Origin of the sequence: Haladaptatus sp. AB618, from assembly GCF_024136965.1 — an archaeon.
Taxonomy (GTDB): domain Archaea; phylum Halobacteriota; class Halobacteria; order Halobacteriales; family Haladaptataceae; genus Haladaptatus.
Genome location: NZ_JAMYJX010000003.1, coordinates 376,294 through 397,731, shown reverse-complemented (window position 1 = coordinate 397,731; position 21,438 = coordinate 376,294). Strand labels below are relative to the sequence as shown.

General features: G+C 62.4%; 18 protein-coding genes and 1 tRNA gene. 7 read left to right on the top strand and 12 right to left on the bottom strand.

Features of this window, described 5'->3' with window-relative positions; all coding sequences use genetic code 11:
* Positions 1-60: 60 nt before the first annotated feature.
* On the top strand, positions 61-2,412 hold the full coding sequence (locus NKF26_RS12470; RefSeq protein ID WP_253229021.1) for a DUF2298 domain-containing protein: 2,352 nt from the start codon (positions 61-63) through the stop codon (positions 2,410-2,412).
* Here NKF26_RS12470 and NKF26_RS12465 read toward each other — a convergent pair.
* From NKF26_RS12465 to NKF26_RS12435, 7 genes are all read right to left on the bottom strand, one after another.
* Entirely contained in the window at positions 2,409-3,227 is an 819-nt protein-coding gene (locus tag NKF26_RS12465) for a nucleoside phosphorylase (RefSeq protein WP_253229022.1), read from the bottom strand. The genes NKF26_RS12470 and NKF26_RS12465 overlap by 4 nt on opposite strands.
* A 59-nt stretch (positions 3,228-3,286) precedes the next feature.
* The gene (gene cdd / locus NKF26_RS12460; protein WP_342766360.1) at positions 3,287-3,814 is read right to left on the bottom strand and encodes a cytidine deaminase; all 528 of its coding nucleotides are present in this window, start codon (positions 3,812-3,814) and stop codon (positions 3,287-3,289) included.
* A 196-nt stretch (positions 3,815-4,010) separates the two neighbouring features.
* Positions 4,011-5,063 carry an ABC transporter permease gene (locus NKF26_RS12455; protein WP_253229024.1) on the bottom strand — a complete coding sequence of 351 codons (1,053 nt, stop codon included), beginning with the start codon at positions 5,061-5,063 and terminating at the stop codon, positions 4,011-4,013.
* Entirely contained in the window at positions 5,056-6,369 is a 1,314-nt protein-coding gene (locus NKF26_RS12450) for an ABC transporter permease (protein ID WP_253229025.1), read from the bottom strand. The genes NKF26_RS12455 and NKF26_RS12450 overlap by 8 nt, the downstream gene beginning before the upstream one ends.
* Entirely contained in the window at positions 6,366-7,913 is a 1,548-nt protein-coding gene (locus tag NKF26_RS12445) for an ABC transporter ATP-binding protein (RefSeq protein WP_253229026.1), read from the bottom strand. The genes NKF26_RS12450 and NKF26_RS12445 overlap by 4 nt, the downstream gene beginning before the upstream one ends.
* Before the next feature lie 48 nt (positions 7,914-7,961).
* On the bottom strand, positions 7,962-9,140 hold the full coding sequence (locus tag NKF26_RS12440) for a BMP family protein (RefSeq protein ID WP_253229027.1): 1,179 nt from the start codon (positions 9,138-9,140) through the stop codon (positions 7,962-7,964).
* An 87-nt stretch (positions 9,141-9,227) separates the two neighbouring features.
* Positions 9,228-10,589 (bottom strand): phosphomannomutase, encoded by a 1,362-nt coding sequence (locus NKF26_RS12435; RefSeq protein WP_253229028.1) that lies wholly within the window; start codon positions 10,587-10,589, stop codon positions 9,228-9,230.
* A gap of 82 nt (positions 10,590-10,671) precedes the next feature.
* On the opposite strand from NKF26_RS12435, the gene NKF26_RS24115 reads away from it, so the two are divergent.
* Positions 10,672-10,803: a hypothetical protein gene (locus NKF26_RS24115; protein ID WP_255359158.1), complete on the top strand. Its 132-nt coding sequence runs from the start codon at positions 10,672-10,674 to the stop codon at positions 10,801-10,803.
* A gap of 18 nt (positions 10,804-10,821) precedes the next feature.
* Here the strand turns inward: NKF26_RS24115 and NKF26_RS12430 are convergent, their stop codons facing one another.
* Positions 10,822-11,295 (bottom strand): DUF5793 family protein, encoded by a 474-nt coding sequence (locus NKF26_RS12430; protein ID WP_253229029.1) that lies wholly within the window; start codon positions 11,293-11,295, stop codon positions 10,822-10,824.
* 241 nt (positions 11,296-11,536) lie between these two features.
* Between NKF26_RS12430 and NKF26_RS12425 the strand changes: the two genes are divergently transcribed.
* The 5 genes from NKF26_RS12425 to NKF26_RS12405 all read left to right on the top strand — a co-directional run bounded on the left by NKF26_RS12425 (position 11,537) and on the right by NKF26_RS12405 (position 16,798).
* A complete protein-coding gene (locus NKF26_RS12425; protein WP_253229030.1) occupies positions 11,537-13,171 on the top strand; it encodes a type II/IV secretion system ATPase subunit in 1,635 nt (544 codons plus the stop codon).
* Complete coding sequence (locus NKF26_RS12420) at positions 13,171-15,270, top strand: type II secretion system F family protein (protein WP_253229031.1); 2,100 nt, start codon at positions 13,171-13,173, stop codon at positions 15,268-15,270. The genes NKF26_RS12425 and NKF26_RS12420 overlap by 1 nt, the downstream gene beginning before the upstream one ends.
* A gap of 31 nt (positions 15,271-15,301) precedes the next feature.
* On the top strand, positions 15,302-15,943 hold the full coding sequence (locus NKF26_RS12415) for a class I SAM-dependent methyltransferase (protein WP_253229032.1): 642 nt from the start codon (positions 15,302-15,304) through the stop codon (positions 15,941-15,943).
* A 71-nt stretch (positions 15,944-16,014) separates the two neighbouring features.
* Positions 16,015-16,085, top strand: a tRNA-Gly gene (locus NKF26_RS12410).
* Positions 16,086-16,192: 107 nt separating this feature from the next.
* Positions 16,193-16,798 (top strand): class I SAM-dependent methyltransferase, encoded by a 606-nt coding sequence (locus NKF26_RS12405; RefSeq protein ID WP_253229033.1) that lies wholly within the window; start codon positions 16,193-16,195, stop codon positions 16,796-16,798.
* Between the two features lie 15 nt (positions 16,799-16,813).
* Here NKF26_RS12405 and NKF26_RS12400 read toward each other — a convergent pair whose 3' ends face one another.
* The 4 genes from NKF26_RS12400 to NKF26_RS12385 all read right to left on the bottom strand — a co-directional run bounded on the left by NKF26_RS12400 (position 16,814) and on the right by NKF26_RS12385 (position 21,337).
* Entirely contained in the window at positions 16,814-17,143 is a 330-nt protein-coding gene (locus NKF26_RS12400) for a hypothetical protein (protein WP_253229034.1), read from the bottom strand.
* On the bottom strand, positions 17,140-19,515 hold the full coding sequence (locus tag NKF26_RS12395) for a penicillin acylase family protein (RefSeq protein ID WP_253234394.1): 2,376 nt from the start codon (positions 19,513-19,515) through the stop codon (positions 17,140-17,142). The genes NKF26_RS12400 and NKF26_RS12395 overlap by 4 nt, the downstream gene beginning before the upstream one ends.
* Positions 19,516-19,610: 95 nt before the next feature.
* A complete protein-coding gene (locus NKF26_RS12390; protein WP_253229062.1) occupies positions 19,611-19,883 on the bottom strand; it encodes a 2Fe-2S iron-sulfur cluster-binding protein in 273 nt (90 codons plus the stop codon).
* A 50-nt stretch (positions 19,884-19,933) separates the two neighbouring features.
* On the bottom strand, positions 19,934-21,337 hold the full coding sequence (locus tag NKF26_RS12385) for a selenium-binding family protein (protein WP_253234393.1): 1,404 nt from the start codon (positions 21,335-21,337) through the stop codon (positions 19,934-19,936).
* Between the last annotated feature and the right edge of the window lie 101 nt (positions 21,338-21,438).

Below are 21,438 nucleotides of genomic sequence, written 5' to 3'. Positions count from 1 at the left end.
AGGGTTGTGATTCGGCCGCCGTGTGTGGGTTTGTGCCGCGATCGTATACGACAAAAAAATATGTCTATTGCAATACACAACCACAAGAAGTATATCACTGCGGTGCTCCGAATGACCCAGATGGAGTTCGTGCTCGTCGCGTTCTGGCTGGTAATATACTACGCACTCGCGCTCGCCGGACTTCCGATCACAGCCGCGCTCTTTCAGGGGTTCCCCGACCGTGGGGCGACGTTCGCCCTTCCGGCGAGTCTCGTCGTGGTGACGGTCGTCACCTATTGGCTCGGCCAGTTTACGTTTACGAGCGCTACCGTCGTCGTCGCAATCGTCGTTCTCGCCGCCCTCTCGATGGCGTTGACGCGGTACGACCTCGAACTCGATTTGGAGGGGTACACGGAAGCGATGGTCGTTTTCACGGTCGCGTTCTGCTTTCTCGTCGTGGTCCGGGCCATCGATCCGGCCATCATCGCGACCGGGGGCGAGAAGTTCCTCGATTTCGGCGTGCTGCAATCGCTCATGCGAACCCCGAAGCTCCCGCCCGAGGACATGTGGTTTGCAGGGAAATCGATTCAGTACTACTACGGCGGCCATCTCATCGCCGCGATTCTGACGAAACTCACGGGGACGCTCCCCCGCTACAGCTACAACCTCGCCCTCTCCGGCTTCTACGGTATGCTCATCACGTCCGCCTACGGTCTGGCGAGCGCGATCGCCGACAGGCAGGGGATACCTCGACGCTTCGCCGGTATCGCTGCCGGGTTCTTCGTCGGCTTCGCCGGGAACGTTTACACCCCCTTGCGCCTGCTCGCGGGAAGCTTCCCACAGTGGTTGCTGGAAGCGATCGCGAAACCGCTGGAGATGGACCCGTCGGCGATTCCCATCTCGCCGACCGATTTCCACTACTGGGACGCCAGCCGCGTCATGGTCGGGACGATAAACGAGTTCCCCTTCTTCGCGTATCTGAACGGGGACCTTCACGCCCACATGATGGGACAGCCGTTCCTGTTGTTCGTCGCGGCGCTCGGCTATGCCATATATCGTTCCGACACCAAGCGGCGACGTCTCCTCCTCTTCGTCGCGCTTCCACCCGTCGTCGGCTTTATCAGCACCGTCAGTTTCTGGAGCTTTCCGACCGCACTCGGTGTCGTCTGGCTTTCGCTCGTGTTCGCCGAAGGACATCCGGCAACGCTCGTTCCGCACGGCGAGCGACTGCTTCAAATCGGCGAACGATCGCGGTTGGCCGACGAACTCATCAGGATCGTACTTTCGCTGCTCATCGTCGTCGCCGTCGGCGGTCTCGCCTTCGTGTGGGCGGCCCCATTCATCCTCAACGTGCTGCTCGGGGCCGCAGGCGCACGTGGTCTCGGCTTTCTGCCCGACCGGAGCAACGCCGTCGAGTTGCTCATCGTCCACGGCATCTTCCTCTGTCTGTTCGTGCTGTATCTCGGGATGAATGCCCGATGGAAGGACAGGGATACGGCACTCGTGGTGATCTTCGGTCTCCTGTTGGGTCTCCTGAGTTGGAAAGCAGGGGCCGCGGCGCTGCTGTTGGTTGCCCCGCTTCTCGTCGGTGGATGGTTGCTCCTCCGTTCGGACGCCGACCTCGGGTTCGAGACGGTACTGTTGGTGGCCGGTGCGGGACTCGTCCTGCTCGTCGAATTCGTCTACGTGCGCGACAACGCCATTTCCGGACGGTTCAACACGGTGTTCAAGGTATACATGCAACTGTGGGTCCTCTGGGGTGTCGCCGCGGGCGTCGCACTGACACGGTTGGTAGCGGCCGCGATTCCAGCCGAGACGGCCACTCGGACCGAAACGACCACTCGAAGCCAAACATCACGATTAAGCAGGCAGGCGACTGCGGTCTGTGCGACGCTTCTCGTACTGGTCGCATCCGTGTACGGCGTGTTCTCCCTGGGGGAGCACGTGACGACGGACAACCCGATCCATCGAGCGGACGACCCGACGCTCGACGGGTTGGCGTTCGTCCAAACGTTCCACCCCGGCGAAGCCGGAGCGATCGAATGGCTCGACGCGAGAAAGGGACGACCGCACATCGTGTCCGCGCCCGGAAAGCCCTACGTCTGGGGGAGTCCTGCGTCGTCGCTCACCGGCGTTCCGACCATCGTCGGTTGGTATCAAGAGCAGATTTATCGCGGGAGCGATGCCTACCAGGCTCGAAAGAACGACGTCGCGGCGATTTTCTCACCGACCACGACGTGGAAAACCCGTGCGGAGCTACTGGAACGATACGACGTCGAATACATATACTATGGCCCGCGCGAGCGGGAGCGCTACGGTCAGACGTCGTTCGAACGCTTCCCCGGAATCCACCGAGTGTATCGCTCCGGGTCGGTGGCGATCTACCGCGTCAACGGGACTGTTATCGAACAGCAGGTCAGGAAAACGAGCTAGTCGAGGGAGAGACCCGGGTGCCAGCGGTCCACACCTGCCTCCGCTTTCACCTCGTCCATCCGTGCGAGTAGCTTCACCGCGAGGCTGGCCGTTTCGGCGGCCCGATGTTCGCCTTCGGTTCGGAACTCGCCGGTCTCGCGGTTCGCGTACACCGAACAGATCGCCCCCGCTCGGAGACCGTAGACGTTCGCAATCGTCAGAATCGCGCTCGCTTCCATCTCGATGTTTTTCACGTTCGCGTCCCGCAGATGGGACACGAGTTCGTCGCCTCCCTCCGCGAGGAAACCCTCGAATCCGGGACGGCCCTGCCCCGCGTAGAAGCTGTCGGCGCTCATCGTGATGCCGGTGTGGTAGTCATAATCCAGTCGTTCCGCCGCGGCGACCAGCGCCGCGACGACTTCGTAATCCGCGACCGCCGGATAATCCTCCCGAACGTACTCGTCGCTCGTCCCTTCCTGTCGAACCCCGCCGGTCGTGATGACGAGGTCGCCGACGCTCATCTCGGGTTGGATCGCTCCGCAGGACCCGACACGGATGAACGTGTCCGCACCGATTCGCGCCAGTTCCTCGACCGCAATCGCGGCCGACGGACTGCCGATGCCGGTCGAAGTGACGCTGATGGGCGCGTCGTCGTACGTTCCCGTCACGGTTCGGTACTCGCGGTGGAACGCCTTCTCGTCCGCCGAGTCCCAGAACTGCGTTATCTTCTCGACGCGCTCCGGATTGCCGGGCAGGAGAACCGCGTTCGCAACGTCGTCCTCGCCGACTTCGATGTGGTACTGTACCTCCGCGTTTGGGTCTTCGCTATCATCCATACCACTCACGTTCGCCGCCGCAGAAATAGGTGCTTCGCGTTTCGGGCGACGGGCGACGATCAGTCCAGCATCTCCTCGGTGATCGTGTCCGGCAGCAACTCACCGAGGGTGTACTCCTTCACCTCGTCGCCGTGGTCGCAGACGATCACGAGGTCGTCGTCGCAGAACTCGGCGAGCGTCTGGCGGCACATCCCGCACGGCGTCACGCCGTCACGGCGCGCGGAACTAACCGCGAGACGGTCGAACTCCCGGTGTCCCGACTTTATCGCCTCAGCGAACGCGACTTCCTCCGCGTGAAGCGAGTTGCTGAAGTTCGCGTTTTCGATGTTACAACCGACGTAGACGGTTCCATCCGCGGTTCTGAGCGCTGCCCCGACCGGGTACTCCGAGTACGGGACGTGCGCACGGTCCTGAATCTCGCGTGCCTGCTCGACGAGTTCGTCCATACGACGGATGCGTGACGACGGTTCAAATAAGACGCGAAAACACGAATTGTGAGAGAAGCGGAGGGAGCGGTCGGCGCGCGAAGATGCGGTGGACGCGCCGCGTCCGCGCGATTTTTCTCCCCTGTTTCCCCGAACGTTCATATACCATCACGGAACCAGAACCGCCGTGTTTCACGGACTGCTCGTTTCGCTCGCGCTCGTTCAAACCCTGTTATCCGCGACCTTCCGGAACTTCCCACAGCAACCGCTCCTCGCGTCGAACGAATCGGGAAAACGGACCGGGACCGAAATCGACCGAAAAACGATATCGGCGAACGACCGACCGCCGCCTTGCGCCTTACTCTTCGCCGGATTCGTAGTGCTCGCCTGCGGCGTCCGGGGTTCGCGTGTGTCCGACGAACACCAACACGATGATGACCGTCACGTACGGGATGATTCCGATGAGTTCGCGTGGCACGTTGAACCCGACCTGCTGAAGTCGCAACTGAAGCGCATCGAGGCTGGCGAAGAGGAACGACGCGCCGAACGCGCCGAACGGGTTGTAGTTCCCGAACAGGTAGGCGGTGATGCCGATCCAGCCACGGCCGTTGACCATCGTGGTGCCGCTGCCGTTGAACAGCCCTGCCTGCCCGAGCGAGAGTCCCGCACCCCCGATTCCGGCGAGGAGTCCCGAGATGAGGACGCTCGCGTAGCGGACGCGATGAACGTCCACCCCGACCGTGTCGAGTGCCATCGGGTTCTCCCCGCTGGCTTTCACCCACTGACCGAACGCCGTCTTGTTCAGGATTCCCCACGTCAGCGGAACGGCGATGAGGAGCATGTACACCGTCGGGTTCGCGTTGAAGAGCACCGGACCGATGACCGGAATCTTCGCGAGAAGCGGAATCCGCCAGTTCGTTATCGTGCCGACGCTCGGACTGTTGATGCCGCCCCACAGGATCTTGCTCGCGAACGGTGCGAGACCCAGCGCGATGAGCCACACCGCGAGTCCGGCGATGATCTGGTCGGCCTTGAACTCGATGCAGACGACGGCGAACAGGAGTGCGAGCAGTCCGCTCGCGATGACCGCGGCGAAGAAGCCGAGCCAGAGGGTCGTCTGTGTCGCGCCTGCCGGTCCGGCGAGCGCGTTGGCGACCGCGACACCGGTGAACGCCGAGATGATGAGGTGCCCTTCGAGTCCGATGTTGATGACGCCGCTTTTCTCGGCGAAGATACCACCGAGTGCGGCGAATCCGATCGGTACCGTCGCCCGGAGTGCGGCACTCGCATAGCTCCCGTTGATCGTGCCGACGATCTTGCCGACGACGCTGTTCGGGAACAGGAACCCGACGACGCCGATGATCGCCGCGACGACGATGGACCATATGGTTAGCCGAACGCGTCTATTCATCGTTCTCACCTCCTTCGACGGTCGTACCGCCATCCGCGGCGACGGCACCCGACGAACTCGGGGTCGTCACCCGTTTGCCGATCATCCGGAAGAACTCCGGCATGGCGACGAACAGGATGATGAGCCCGCGCAGGACGCCGACTAGCTGTTTCGGCACGCCGAGTCCGAAGTCGATGGCGAGGCTTCCGCTTTTCAGCATTCCGAAGAGGAGCGCTGCTAGCGGGATACCGAGCGGGTTGTTACCCGCCAGAATCGTCACCGTGATACCGTCAAAACCGTAGGATGGAACGCCTTGTTGCCACCGACCCAGAATCATCAGGACGTACACCGTCCCCGCGATTCCGGCGACGGCACCGGAGAGTGCCATGCTCGATACCATCGTTCGCTTCGCGTCCACGCCACCGTACTCCGCGGCTTCCGGTTGGACGCCGCTCGTCCTGAGGTCGTACCCGAACGCCGTTCGGTGGAGGAGCAGGTAGGCCCCGCCCGCGAGGGCGAGCGCGCCGATGAGGACGAGGATGGAGAAGGACGCCTGGCTCGGGAAGACGATGGGTGACAGCACCGCCGCCGACGGCATCGGACGCGTTTCGACTGTCTGACTCGCCGGATTCTTGAAGTACTCCGAGACGAGGACGAACGCGATACCCGTGGCGATGAAGTTGAGCATGATGGTCGTGATGACCTCGTTCGCATCCGCGTACGCCTTCATCGCTCCCGGTATCGCACCGTAGATACCACCGACGACCGCTCCGGCTAGCAATCCGAGCGGGATGAGGATGATGCTTCCCACGAGTCCGCCGGGGACGTGTGGGGCGACCCACAGCACCGACAACGCGGAGCCGAGCCCACCGAGGACGAGTTGTCCTTGCGTTCCGATGTTGAACATCCCCGCCCGGAACGCGATGGCGGCGGCCAGTCCGGCGAGCAGGAGGACGCTCGTCTGGCGCAGCGTCACCGCGAGGCTGAACTTGTCGAGGACGAAGTCCGGCGGGAACAGGGTGGACGTCTGTGGGTTGGCGAACGATCCCACGAAGAGGTACTTGTACACCTGGATCGGGTTGTAACAGAACGACCCCGGAATCGGGAACTGGACCCCCCAGCCGCCCGTTCCCGGAATCGTGATGAGGACTTGCTGTGCGAGGAACGGATCGGAACAGGTCGCGACCCACCCCGAGATGAGGATGACGAACCCGCCGACGATGATCGACATGACGAGCGCGGCGAGGCTGATGAGAATTCGTTCGACCGCCGACGTTTCCGTGAGTCGAGTGAGGCCCTTTTCGGCTTGGTCCCGCCACGAACTCACTGGACTTCACCTCGGAGACTGGGTGTGTCATCCGGATGCTCGCCCGCCATCAGCAGGCCGAGTTCCTCTTCGGTTACGTGGTCCGGGTCAACGACGTCCATGATGGTTCCTTCGTACATGACTGCGAGTCGGTCCGAGAGCTGCTGCACTTCGTCGAGTTTCGAGGAGATGAGGACGATGGCCTTCCCTTCCGCGCGCAAGTCGAGCAGTCGGTCGTGGATGAACTCGATACTGCCGACGTCCACACCACGCGTCGGATGCGCGGCGACGACGAGCGACGGGTCACGAGCGAACTCCCGACCGACGATGAACTTCTGTTGGTTCCCGCCCGAAAGCGACTCCGCCGACGCGTCGGCGTCGGGCGGTCGCACGTCGTACTCCTCGATGATGTCCTCAGCGTGTACCCGTGTCCCGTTCCAGTCGATTCGACCGTCGTGTGAGTACGGCTCCGAATGCTGACTTCCGAGGAGGCCGTTCTCCACGAGGTCGAACTCCATGACGAGACCGCGAACTTGCCGGTCTTCGGGAATGTAGGCCATTCCGGCGTCGATTCGCTCCCGGCGGGACAGTCCAGTAATGTCCCGACCGTCGAACGAAACCGCGCCTTCGTCCGGCGAGCGGAGGCCGGTGATTGCCTCGATGAGTTCGGATTGGCCGTTTCCGTCGACACCGGCGATGCCGAACACTTCCCCTTCACGGGCGACGACGTCGACGCCGGACACCTGTTCGACGCCACGTTCGTCCGTGATTCGAAGCCCGGAGACGTTGAGCATCACGTCGCCGGGGTCCGCGGGGTCCTTGTCCGTTTCGAGGAGCACTTCACGACCGACCATGAGTTCCGCGAGTTCCTCGCGGTTCGTGGTGTCGGTATCGACCGAACCGACGTTCTTTCCGTCCCGAAGGACGGTGATTTGGTCGGCGGCGTGCATCGCCTCGCCGAGTTTGTGGGTGATGAAGATGATGCTCTTTCCCTGTGCCGTGAGTTCGTCGAGAACCGAGAGCAACTCCTCGATTTCCTGTGGCGTGAGCACTGCGGTCGGCTCGTCGAGGATGAGGACGTCCGCGCCCCGATACAGTGCTTTCAGGATTTCGACGCGCTGTTGCACGCCGACGCTCACGTCTTCGACGAGCGCGTTCGGGTCCACGTCGAACCCGTACTGCTCGCTTAGTTCTCGCACCTCGCGTTCGGCGCGAGCTCGGTCCATTGCCAATCCACCCCACTTTCGAGGTTCGTTGCCGAGAACGATGTTTTCCGTAATCGTGAGGGTATCGACGAGCATGAAGTGCTGGTGAATCATGCCGATGCCGTTGTCGATAGCATCACGCGGCGAATCGAACTCGCGTGGTTGGCCGTCGATGACGACGTTCCCCTCGGTGGGTTCGTACAGTCCGTAGAGGACGTTCATCAGCGTCGTCTTCCCGGCACCGTTCTCCCCTAAAAGTGCGTGAATCGACCCCGGCTCTATCGTCAGATCGACGTTGTCGTTTGCGACGACACCCGGGAATCGCTTCGTAATGCCGTCGAGATGTACCGCCCGGCTCATTCTAATTCTGGATTTCCGTCCTACTTGTTTAAGCGCGCGGGTTTGCGCTTACTGCTTTGGTTTCGTCGGGACTTCGATGTCGCCGTTGACGATTGCTTTGCGCGATTCGTCCACTTTGTCCTTGACGTCCTGTGGAATCTTCGAACCGAGGTCCGCGCCGTACACGGCTTCGATACCGCCATCTTTCAGACCGAGCGTGTTGACTTGGCCGCCCTTGAACTCCCCGTTCATGACGTGCTTCGTGCAGCGGTAAACCGCCTCGTCCACTTTCTTCACCATGCTGGCGAGGATGACGGGGCTGAACTTCGCCGTCCCTTTCGCCTTCGATTGGTCGCTGTCGACACCGATGGCGAACCGACCCTTCTGGTTCGCGGCTTTGAACACACCGTTTCCGGTGCCACCCGCCGCGTGGTAGACGATGTCCGCACCGCTCTCGTACATCGAAATCGCCGCTTCCTTCCCCTTAACCGGGTCGCTGTACGTACCGGCGTACGCCGTTTTGACCTCGATGTCCTCGCTCGCGCGTGCGACACCGGCCTTGTAGCCTGCCTCGAACTTCTTGATGAGCGGAACTTCCTTCCCGCCGACGAAGCCGACGACTTTCTTGTCGGGGTTCGTCGAACCTTTTCCGGCGCTGAAGTCCATCTGAGTCAGCTGTCCGGCGAGGTTACCGACGAGGAACGAGCCCTGTTGTTCCTTGAAGGTGTAGTTCGCGACGTTCTTCACGAGGTCACCGTTGTCCTTCTCCGCCACGCTGTCCACGAGCATGAAGTCCTGGTCGGGGTACTGACTGGCGTTCTTGATCAGGGAGTTCGTCTGGACGTAGCCGATACAGCAGATGAGGTCGTAGTTCGGGCTGCTGGACTGGGCGAACTGCCGCTGGAGGTTCTCCACGTCGCTCGGCGAGTCGGGTTCCGCGTTCTGGAACTGAACGCCGAACTCCTGTTTCGCCTGTTTGATTCCCTTGTTCGCCATGTCGTTGAACGAGTTGTCCCCGAGACCGCCCGTCGCGTAGACCATCCCGACGTTGGTGTCCTTGCCGCTGTCGGAGCTCCCGTCGGTCCCCGTCGAGGAGGTGTCGTCCCCGCTCCCGCCGTCGCTGCTGGTGTCGCCGCCACCGTCCCCATTACTGTCACTGGGGCTACTGATACAACCAGCAAGTCCGGCGATGCCGACGGTACCGCCTACTTTCATCACCGTTCGACGCCGTTTGTCAATGTCCGTCATCTATGAGTAATCAGACGAGTGATTTGTGATAAACGCGTCGCTTTGCGCTCGAAATCCCGAAAAATAACTGAAACACGGCGTCGTCGGTTACTTTTTTACACTCGATACGGCGTTCGTTACGATATCCTTTGTTCGGGCGACGAGGTCGTCCACGTCCTCGCTTTCGGCGTAAATTCTGACGTATGGCTCGGTGCCGCTCGGTCGGACGAGGACCCACGATCCATCCGAAAGCTCCGCACGAACCCCGTACTCCGTCTCGACGGTGGCCTCGGGGAACTGTTCGGGGAGCGTCGTTTCGACCCGTTCCATCGTTCCCGTCTTCGCGTCGTCGGGACAATCGACGCTTACCTTTCGATACGGGCGCTCGGTCACGTCGGAACGGAGCGGTTCGATGCCCCCGGCGTCCGCGATGAGTCGCGAGAGCACCGCCGCGCTCACCACGCCGTCGATCCACCCGCCGAACTCCGTGTGAATGTGCTTCCACGGTTCGGCGGCGAACACGACTTCGGTATCCTCGTCGCCGTCTTCGAGTGCCGATGCGATTCCCTCGTGAAGCGACCCGAGTCGGACGCGTTCGACGCGCCCCCCGGCCTCACGAACGCGCTCATCGATTCGTGCCGAGGCGTTTGGCGTCGTCACGACCACCGGGTCCGCGGCCTCGCTGTCCCTCGTGTAATGTTCCGCGAGGATTGCGACGACGGTGTCCTCGTGGACGACATCGCCGTCCGCGTTGACGACGACGATTCGGTCCGAATCCCCGTCGTGGGCCAGTCCGAACTCGAAATCGTCGGCGGCGACGAACGAACGGAGGTCGGTCAGCGTCTCGGGTGTCGGCTTGCTCGGGCGGCCGGGGAAGTGCCCGTCCACGTTCGCGTTGAGCGAGATTACTTGTGCACCCAGCGCTCGGAGGACTTGGGGTGTCGCCACACTCGCCATCCCGTTGCCACAATCGACGGCGACGCGGACGCCGTTCAGCGGTGCACCGTACTCCCGCGCGTACTCCATCACCGCCTTCCGGTACGTGTGGAGAACGTCCTCCCGGGAACTCTCTCCCCACTCGTCCCAGGGGCGAGGCGGCAGGTCGTCTTCGACGCCGGTTTCGACGGCCCGCTCGGCGGTGCGGTCGTACTCCTGCCCGTCGTGAAAGAGTTTGATACCGTTGTCAGTCGGGGGGTTGTGGCTCGCCGTGAGCATGACGCCACGACGACCCTGCGACGCGAACGCGAGTGCGGGTGTCGGAAGCTGACCCGCACGGTAGACGGTTGCCCCGGCACTTTCCAACCCGGCTTCCATCGCGGCGGCCAGTGCCGCGCCGGTTTCCCGTCCGTCGCGGGCGACGACGAACGCCTCTCCCTGTTGTCCAGCGGCCCGTCCGACGGCGAGCGCGAGTTCGGGAGTTACCCGCTCGACGACATCACCGCGGATACCCGCAGTTCCGAACAAGTTCATACGAGAGGCTTCGTATCCTGGTACTTAGGTCCTCTCGATTTCCCCAACAACGATTATGGCACCGTCCGTCGTAGACGTTGACATGAACCTGCCAAGGCTGACGACGCCGAACGGATTGTTCGACTATCTGATCGGGACAATCATCCTCCTCGCGGCAATCGCGGGGATCTATATCGCGGCGGTGATGACCGGCGTCATCGCTCCGTGGTTCTGAAGGCGCGAAAAAGGAGGTTTACAGTTCGACGCCGCTCGGGATGAGACTGTGCTGGCGCAGTAGATTACCGGCGTCGTTGTACACGAGGAACGTACTCTTGTCGTATTCGACCACGTGGTCCCCGTTGATCGCGATATCGACGTGATAGCGGCCGTTCGACTCGTCAGTCTCGTCGCCGTACGCGCGGGCCGCGCGGATGAACCGAAGCACGTCGTCCGCGTCTTCGTTCAGTTCGAGGATGAAGTCACCCGTCGTTCGATTCGTCACGCTCACGACGCCCGTCGCCGACGGGTCGTCGAGACTGGCCTGTAGTCGAAAGGTAACGTCCGTCTCTCCCGCATCGAGAAGATCCCCGGATGGACCGGTAAGCCGCTCACGAAGCGTGGCGGACGGTCCCTCGAAATCGATGATTACCGTCGGTTTCTGGGGCGTCCCGCCTGTTTCGACCCAGTCGATATTTTCGACGTTCAATGTGAAATAATCGCGCCTCATTCCGTACCCGAACCTACGTTCTCGCGTCTCATGAACGTAACGCCATGTACCGAAACGTGAGCACTCCTCTCGAAAGGCAAATAATCATATTCCAATGTCATTTACCGTCTCGGTACCTGTCGAGCCATTGATTTAAGTATCCCCACTTCGATGAGCGTGACAAGATACGTCTCTCACGCGCTGGACAGGGGGAAACCGGAATCGGCCGTCCGGTCCGACGCGTGATGGACACTAGACAAACATGTCGGGGCTAACGTTCAATGAACTGACCGTCCGCGCGCGCGAATTGCGACACACGATTCGGCGCACCGCCGAGATGCTTCGGGGGTCGACCGTAGCGGTCGATGACTACGACCCGACGTCGCACGGCTCGCTCATTACGTTTACTGGTGTTTCGGGATACGAGGAAATCGAACGATACTGGTTGAACGCGCCGTTCGCGTTCGTCTCCATCAACTACGACTCGGGAGCGAACGAGTATCTGTATCACGTCGTCGAACCGGAATTGGACGATTTCGAGGTCGAACTGCTGGACCGGCTGTTTTCGGATCTGCGCGAATCGCTCATCTATCGTCGGGAGATGGGCGGTGAAACGGCCGAGGCCCTCCTCCGTGACGAACTGGGGGAACTGCTCGAAGTGTACGGCGTCGAGGTGGATCCGGCCACGTTTTTCCGGCTTCTCTACTACCTCTTCCGGTCGTTCCGGGGGTTCGGCAAACTCGATCCGCTCATCCACGACCCGCACATCGAGGACATCTCCTGTGACGGCTACGACCTCCCGATCTTCGTCTATCACGACGAGTACAACGACATCGGGACGAACGTCGTCTACTCCGAGGAGGAACTCGACAGCCTCGTCGTCCGCCTCGCCCAACAGTCGGGTCAACACGTCAGCGTCGGCGAACCCGTCGTGGAGGCGACTCTGCCAGACGGAAGCCGTGCGGAACTCGCGCTCGGCCAGGAGGTCACCCCGCGCGGATCGGCGTTCACCATCCGGAAGTATGCCGACGAGCCGTTCACCCCCGTCGATTTGATAAACTACGGTACCTTCGGCCTCGACCAGATGGCCTACCTCTGGTTGGCCATCGAGAACAACAGATCGCTCATCTTCGCGGGCGGGACGGCGTCCGGAAAGACCACCTCGATGAACGCGATTTCGATGTTCATCCCGCCGCGCTCGAAAGTGCTCAGCATCGAGGACACCCGCGAGTTGACGCTGTATCACGACAACTGGCTCTCCTCGGTCACCCGCGACCGGTTGGACGCCGGGAACGACATCACGATGTACGACCTGCTTCGCTCGGCGCTGCGCCATCGTCCCGAGTACATCGTCGTCGGTGAGGTTCGCGGGAACGAAGCGATGACGCTGTTTCAGGCGATGAACACCGGCCACACGACCTACTCCACGATGCACGCCGACAGCGTGCAGACGGTCATCAACCGCCTGGAAAACGAACCCATCAACGTCCCGCGCGCGATGATACAGTCACTCGACATTCTCTCCATCCAGTCGTTGACCTACGTCGGCGAGGAGCGCGTGCGACGGAATCAGGCACTCGCCGAGATCAACGGTATCGACCAACGAACCGGGGATTTGGACTACACGACCGCGTTCACGTGGGACGCGGCAGGCGATACGTTTCATAAACGCGACAGCGGCGTGCTGGATGGGATTCGACGCGACCACGGTTGGACGCAGTCGCAACTGCTCGCCGAACTTCGGGACAGAAAACTCGTCCTTCAGTATCTCCGCGAGAACGGTATCTCGGACTACCGTCGGTTCACCGCGATGGTCAACGAGTACTATGCCGACCCCGAAACCGTCGTCTCGAACGTCGAACGCACCATCGGCTCGCCCGTGGCGGAGTTCGACTGATGGGGTTGCTGAACTTCGTCCCGCTCGTCCTCGCACTCGTTCTCCTCGCACCCGTCGCACTCGCCCCGGTCAGCACGACGGCGTATCGAACCGTCACGCGAGTTTCCCTCCAAACTTTCGGCACCTACGTTCGTGATAGCGGGCGGCGACGGAACCGCCGGGAGGAGGTTCTTCGGGCGGCACACGTCGGTGAGACGTACCGACTGTACGCTTCGAAGACGTGGGTGTACGGCACGTTGGCCGCCATCTCCGGAAGCATCCTCGGGGTTTACGTCGCCGGACTCGTGTTGGCGACCCTCTCCGTGTCCCCTACCGTGCTCCGGAGCGAACTTCCGACGAAGTTGGATTTCCTCGCCGACCTCGTCGTCGTTCCCTCGTTGTCCATCGGTCATCTGTTCGTCCTCCTACTGTTCAGCAGCGCGACGGTCGGCCTTCTCGGTGGGAGGTTAACGTACTGGCTCAGATGGGAGCTACCAGCGTACGAAGGGAACACACGCGCGCGTAAGATCGACAGCAGCCTCTCACGAACGGTCGCGTTCACGTACGCACTCTCCCGAAGCGGGATGGGAATGCCGGACATCATGCGGATTCTGGCACGAAACCGCGACGTGTACGGTGAGGCGGCCGAGGAGATCGCCGTCGGGGTCAAAGCGATGGACCTGTTCGGCCTCGACGTTCTCACCGCCATCAGACAGATGTCGCGTCAATCCCCGAGCGAGAAGTTCGAGGATTTCGGCGAGAACTTGGCGAGCGTCCTCCAGAGCGGCCGGAGTCTCCCGTCGTATCTCAGCGAGCAGTACGAACGTTACCAACGCGACGCGAAAGCCGAGCAGGAGGCGTTCCTCGAACTGCTTTCGGTCCTCGCCGAGGGGTACGTGTCGCTGTTCGTCGTCGGTCCGCTCCTGCTCATCACGATCCTCGTCATCATGGGATTGATGGGTATCGCCGACACGCTTCGGTTCCTCTACCTGACGGCGTATCTGTTGATCCCGCTCGGCAACGTCGGGTTCGTCGTCTACCTCGACAGCATCACCGAATCGCTGCACATCAGCCGCGAGAACCGGACCGCACCGATGGCGACCGTCCCAACGGTTCGTCGCGTGAGCGACCCGGACGCGGGACGGACGGTGAGCGACGGCGGAACGACCGTCTCGAACGCCGAGCGATTGGCCGCCTACGACAAGTTCGAGAACGTTCGAACCGCGTTGACCGAACCGCTCCGAACCGTGCGGGAGAACCCGGACGCCCTGCTGTATCTGACGGTTCCTCTCGCGTTGCTTTCGATCGTCGTTCGAATCCTCCCGGACCTCGCGGCGGGGACGGCGACCATCCCGTCCGCGGACGACGTCGTGGTGCAGGCCGCCCTGTTCGTGTTGGGGACGTACGCCGTCGTCCAATGGAACAATCGCCGTCGGCTCAAAGCCATCGAGGCGGCCATCCCGGACATGCTCGACCGACTCGCCAGCGTCAACGAAGCCGGGATGACGGTCGTGGAGAGTTTTCGGCGGGTGACGAAGGGGGACCTCGGCGCGTTGAACGAGGAGTTGGCGCGCATGGAACGCGACATCGAATGGGGAACCGACACCGCGACCGCGCTTCGGCGGTTCGAAGACCGAATCGATACGCCCACCGTCACGCGTGTGGTGTCGCTGGTGACGAACGCGATGCGCGCGAGCGGCGACATCGGGCGCGTCCTCCGGATCGCGGCGGACGACGCACAGGAATCCAAACGCCTCCAACGCCAGCGCGAGGACGAGATGATGACCTACCTCATCATCATCTACCTCTCGTTTTTGATCTTCCTCGTCATCATCGGGACGCTCTCGGCCATCCTCGTTCCAGCGCTCCAGAACCTCCCATCCGGAAACGCCGCCGGAAGTCCCGTCACGATCGGCGGACTCGGCAACATCTCGACGGTGAACATCCACGCCTACACCGTGGTCTTCTTCCACACCGCGCTCGTCCAGGCCGTCTTTTCCGGCTTCGTCGCGGGCAAGATGGGCGAGGGGAAGGTCCGGGACGGCGCGAAACACGCGACGGCGATGCTCGCCATCGCGTACGTCGCGTTCCTCGTCATCGACTTCGTCGTCTTCTCGTAGGACATTTGAGTTCCCCGCTCGGAGTTCGGGTATGAAACCGACGAGCCACGACGTGCGGGCGACCTACGACCGCATCGCGGCCCACTTCGCGAAGACGCGGGAGTACGCGTGGCCCGAAGTCGAGTCGTTTCTCGACGACCGAGCGGGTGAAATCGGCCTCGACCTCGGCTGTGCCAACGGTCGTCACTCCGAACTGCTCGCCGACCACGCAAAGCGCGTCGTCGGCGCGGACGTGAGCGCGGGCCTGCTCGCGGAGGCCCGAGAGCGCGCGACCGAACGGGAGTTCGACCTCTACTTGGTGCAGTGTGACGCGGCACGGATTCCGTTCGCCGCCGACGCCTTCGACCTCGCGGTGTACGTTGCCACGCTTCACCATCTGCCGACCCGCGAGGCCCGTATCGGGAGTTTAGACGAACTCGCTCGCGTCCTCTCCCCGGATGGCACCGCGCTGGTCAGCGCGTGGAGCACGGCCCACGACAAGTTCGACCGCGAGGAGGGGTTCGACACGACCGTCGATTGGACGCTCCCCGGCGGCGAGACCGTTCCGCGCTTCTATCACATCTACTCGCCCGACGAGTTCCGGGAGGACCTCGAAAACAGCGCGTTGAAACCGGAAGACGTGGCGATTTCGAGCGGGAACTGCTACGCCGTCGTCCGCGGGCGAAAACAGTAACACCCTTAAGCCGGGGTGCACAATTCGAGAGTACACTCGGATGCACGCAACAGCGTGACCGGGTAATGCACGCACCGGTGGTCTAGTGGCAGGACCTGAGCCTTCCAAGCTCATGGCACGGGTTCAAATCCCGTCCGGTGCATTCTTCGATTATCAGGTTTCGAGCAGTGAGCACGTCGGTCGTCGGCGTCGCCTATTTTCGGCGGCAGTGACACCTATATCCCTCCCGTCCATCGTTCAGTTCACACGATGACCGACCCGGATACGATCGAAACCTATCAAGCGGTCGCCGACGAGTATCGAGACCGGAACGCCGACAGGACGGGAGTCGAGGAGTTGGTCGAACGATTTCTCGAAGCGGTTGAAGGGGCGACCGACGGTGACCACGCGCGAATCGCGGACGTCGGGTGTGGGCCGGGGTGGGAATCGGCGACGTTCAGCGATCACGGGCATTCGGTGGTCGGTATCGACCTCACGCCGAACTTCCTCCGGGCGGCGCGGGACGTCGCACCGACTGCGGAGTTCGCGCGGATGGACATGCGCAGTCTCTCCCTCGAATCGGACTCCTTCGACGGCCTCTGGTCGTGTGCGTCGTTTCTCCACGTCCCGCGGGAGGACGCGCCGCCGACGCTGGAGGAGTTCCATCGGGTGCTCGAATCCGGTGGAATCTTTCTCCTCTCGGTCAAACACGGCGAAGGGGAGGTCGACGGCGACGTGTACGAGACGGACGAACGGTCGTTCACGCTCTACCGCCCCGACGAACTGTCGAAGATGGCCGAGGAGGCAGGATTCACGGTGGATTCGGTCAGCGTCGATGCGACCCAGACGTGGCTGCAACTCCTGGCACGTGCGTGATTTTCTTCCTCCGTTTCACACCAGCGTCCGTGCCAGTCCGCCGACCGCGCCGAGGACCAACGGAATCGCGACGGCAAGGGCGGTGATTTGCCCCATTTCGACCCCTCGCCCGAGCGAACCGTGGAGTGCGAGCAGGCCGCCGAAGACGAGCAGTACGAGGACCCCGAACCCGATTCCGGCGAGGACGCCGCGTTTCCAGTTCATCGTCAGCAGACTCACCAGTGCCCCGCCGATCAGCAGGCCGATCCAGTGGAACCACGCGAGTGCGAGGCCGGCGAGTGCGCCGATGGCGATGAACGCCACGCGTTGGATCGGGTCGGCGCGGAGGGCGTCCAGTCGGCTCATCGGTCGCCTCCGAATTCGACGGCGACGTTCCCGCGAATCTCGTGGGTCAGGGGTTTGTACTTCGTGTCCGCCCACCGCTTCAGTTGGTCGTGATAGTGGTCGGAGAAGTAATCGCCCGAATTGCCGCCCGGCAGGATGGCCTCCGAATCTCCCTTCATCGGACAAATCATCCGCCAACTGCTGCCGACCGCCGATTCCTTGCGGTAGTTGTTGACGGTCTGGCTCGACCCGTCGGTCGGAATCACGGGGGAGTTCAGAAACGACTGGTCGAACGGGTGGGTGATGGCCTCCGTCGTGTTGTAGTCGCCGTACACTTCGGCGTCGGACGCATCGATGGCTTCCGTCGCCGTCTCAAGCGCGCGCACCATCGTGGCTTTGCGTCCGTCGCTACCGAACCAGCGACTTCCCCGAAGATGCGCCAACACCCAATCGCGCGGGTAGTAACTGTCGTCCAATCCGGCTTGTTCGAACGTCTTCCCGAAGACCTCCTCACGGAACGCGTCGAACCACTGGACGAACAGCAGGGCGGCCCGCGAGTCGCGTTCCATGCGGTAGTCCCAGTCGGACAGCGTTTTCACGGCCGATTCGAGTCCGTCCTCACCTTTCTCGCGCGCCGCCTCGACCAGCGTCGGAACCAGTGCCTCCGCCCGCTTGTCGAGCGTGTCGTCCTGTATTCCCTCCATCGTCGCCACGTCGATGTCTCCGGATTTCGCCTTCTCGTCCAGCAGTTCGTAGATGCGCTGGGCGCGGTAGGGGCTGGCGTACGCTTCCGACAGATACGGGTCGTTCGTGATCCGCTGATTCGCCGTTGCGATGAGGTCCGGGTCGGTGACGTGTGGCTTTTCGTCGAACGGGACGAACCCCTCCCACGTCGAGACGCCGAACGGTTCGAACCCTTTCCATTCGGCTTCCCCGGCCGACCCGTCGAAGATTCGGTCGCCGCGGACTTGCTTCCCGTCCACCATCCGGCGCGGAATCTTGCCGGTGGTGTAATACAGCGTGTTCCCGTCCCGGTCGGCGTAGACGAGGTTTTGGGTCGGTTCGTCGAACTTCTTCGTCGCCGCGCGCAGGTCGTCCACGCCGTCACTCGTGTTGTACTCGTGAATCGCCAGCGTCGTGTCCGTGGCAGAGTGGCCCGTCCACGCGACGCCGACCCGGTAGCCGTCGCGTTCGAGCACCGGACCGTGGACGGTCTTCCGAAGCGTGGTCGTCCTGTTTGTCCCGTCCGCGACCTCGATCTCCCGCTGTTGGGTTTCGAAATCGCGCCACTCGCCCTTGTAGCGGTATCGGTCGCCATCGATTTCGTATCGGTAAAAGTCGATGACGTCCGCACCCGCGTTGGTGAATCCCCACGCCCCGGCGTGGTTCTCACCGATGACGACGAACGGGACGCCGGGGAACGTGACGCCGCGGACTCGCGTGTCGCCCTGCTCCAGGTTCATCTCGTACCACACCGGCGGTGCCATCAGGCTCAGGTGAGGGTCGTTCGCCACGATGGGCTTGCCGTTCGCCGTGTGCTTCCCCGAGACGAGCCAACTGTTCGACCCGATGCCGTGATCGCGCTCGAAGTTTCCCAACCAGTCGAGTAGCGGCGTTCCGATACCATCGGGGTCGGTGGTATCGGGTGCGGGAATGCTGTTCGACGAGTTCGCCGACGTCGCCGACGTTCCTTCGTCCGTCCCGCGAATGACTGGCGAATCATGATCGAGCCGTTCCGGATACAGCTCCGTGGCCGCCTTTTGGCCGAGTTTCGAGGCCACCTTCGCCTTCCGGAGCGTGAGAAAGCTCCCCGTCAGCTCCCACGAGATCTGTTTTTCCATCAGCATCGTGTCCGCGGGCGTCCACTCCGCCGGTTCGTACTCCAACAGGCCGAACTCCAGCGGGAGCGGTTCGTTCTCGATGTGAGCGTTCACGCCCGCCGAAAACGCCCTCACGAGTTCGCCGGTGTCCGTGTCGGCGATGTGCTTCCACGTCGCTTCCGCCGCCCCCACGAAATCCATCTGAATGTGGAACTCGTCGGAATCGGCCGCCAACTCGCCGACGACGGCCGCCACCTGTCCGGACATTAGCCGACGTTGCAGGTCGAGTTGGAACAGTCGGTCCCGGGCTTGCGCGTACCCCACCGCGAAATACAGCGCCCGCTCGTTCTCCGCCGTGATGTTCGGCACGCCGTCCTCGTCGTACCGGAGCGCCGCCGTTCCGTACTCGCTCTCGACGCTCCCGTCCGTGTCGTCCGTGGCCGTCCCCCACGCCTCCCCGCTCAACGGCGCAAACCGCCGGAGGTAACTCCCGACCGGTGAGAGCGCGCCGCCGACCGCGGTCCCACCGATTATCGCCCCGACGAGCGCCCGTCGCGTGATTTCCCGGTCCATGTGCCGAACTGTTTCGTAGTAGATGTAAATAACGTTATCTTTCAATCATAGGAATTCCCGAACGGGACACGAAAACTACCACGCCGGATCCCCGACTACTTCCACGGATTCGTCACGAGGTCGGCGTGGACCGCGGTTCCGACTTCGATCCGGCAGTCGGTTTGCGGCCGGGCGATACAGAGCAGGACGTAACCGTCCGCCAACGAATCCGATTTCAACGCCCGCGGTTCGCGTTCGTGTTCGATTTCGCCGGACAGCAACCGGCCAGTGCAAGTGGCACACGCGCCGGTCCGACAGCCGAACGGAAGGCCGATTCCTTCTCGTTCAGCGGCATCGAGCACGGACTCCCCGCCGGTTGTGCGAATCACACGCTCCCCGCCATTCCGCCAGTCGAGTCGAACGCGATACTCGCGAGCACTCACTGCCACACGTCGCTCGTGCAGTCGCCGTCGGGCCACCGGATTTCGTGTGCCCGGGCGGGGCCGTTCGGCATCTCGCCGAAGTCCACGAGGAAGTCCTCGTCCAGCGTCATCGTTCCTTTTCGTGGGTTCACATCGGCTTTGAGCATCACCGATCCCTCCTCTTTCTCCTCCGGGTAGAACTGGTTGTCCCACGTGGAGAACAGCGAGGTCGTCCAGTAGAGACGCTCGCCGTCGATGCTGAGTTGGAGCATCTGCGGTCCGGCGACTACTTCCCTATCGTCCTCACCCGTCGGGTGTCGCGGACCGAACAGTCCACCGGCCCAGAGTTGATCGGACAACCGCGGGTTCGACGGGTCGCTCACGTCGTACATCCGCACGTCGCCGTGGAGCCAGTTCGAGAAGAACAGGTATCGATCATCCATCGAGACGACGAGGTCGGTGATGAGACCGGGAACCGGCATGTCCCAGTCGTCGTGTTCGCGCGATTCGACGTCGATGACCTTCTCCGCGAACCACTCCTTTTCGCGCTCGTAGAAGTGGAAGATGTTCGAGGATAGCGCCGCACCGACGTAGCCGTGGGCGGACTCCGGACTGTGCAGGAAGCGGACTTCCAGCGGAATCATACCCTCCTCGCCGAGGTCGATGGTCTGCTGGAGCTGTCGCTCCGTCCAGTCCCAGAAGTGGAGTTTGTGGCCGTACTTGCCCGCCTCGACGTCCTCCAAATCGAATCCCGGATAGTAGGTCTTCGGCGCGGCCCACTCCGAGGAGACCATCACGTTGTGGCGTGGCTGATACCAGAAGTCGTAGTTCATCTCCATCTCGCCCGGCGGGTCCCATCGCCCCTCGATTTCGAAGTCGTCGTTCAGTTCGAGAAAACCGCCCGGCAGGTCGCCGTCCTCGTTCCCCAGCATCGAAATGAGGATTTCCCCGTCCGGAATGCAGTGGACGGTGTGCGGTGCCGAGAGGTCGTACTCGTACACCTCCTCGGGTTCGATGACCTTGACGATTTCCGGGTTCTCCCGGTCCTTCGTGTCGATGATGTGCAGTCGGGACGAGCGCTGGCCCGGTACCACGAGGTGCCGTCGTTCCAGTCCCTCGACGTGACAGGACGACGAACAGGCGTTCCACCCGAAGTGGTGCAGTTCGTCGCCCTTGTTCGGCATCTCGACCCGGTCGATGACCTCGGTGTACGTGTCCGACTCCGGGTTCACGTCCACGACCGACAGGAAGTCCGGCGCGTCCACGTCCGTCCCGACGTACAGCGACGGCACGTACGCGATCTCCTCGCGCTCGGCCTCCTCGATGGCGGCCTGCGGCGTGGCATATCCCGGCCCCTCCACGTCGTGGTGGTGTTCGTGCTCTTCGTGCGCTCCGCTTTCCGATGTTTCGGTATCGCTCATCGTGATCCCCCCTCAATTATGGGCTTCGGTAGCAATCGTCGTGACGGGGTGCTTTGCGGCAAGTATTGCCGTAAAATGAGTGGTTAACACGACAATCTTCG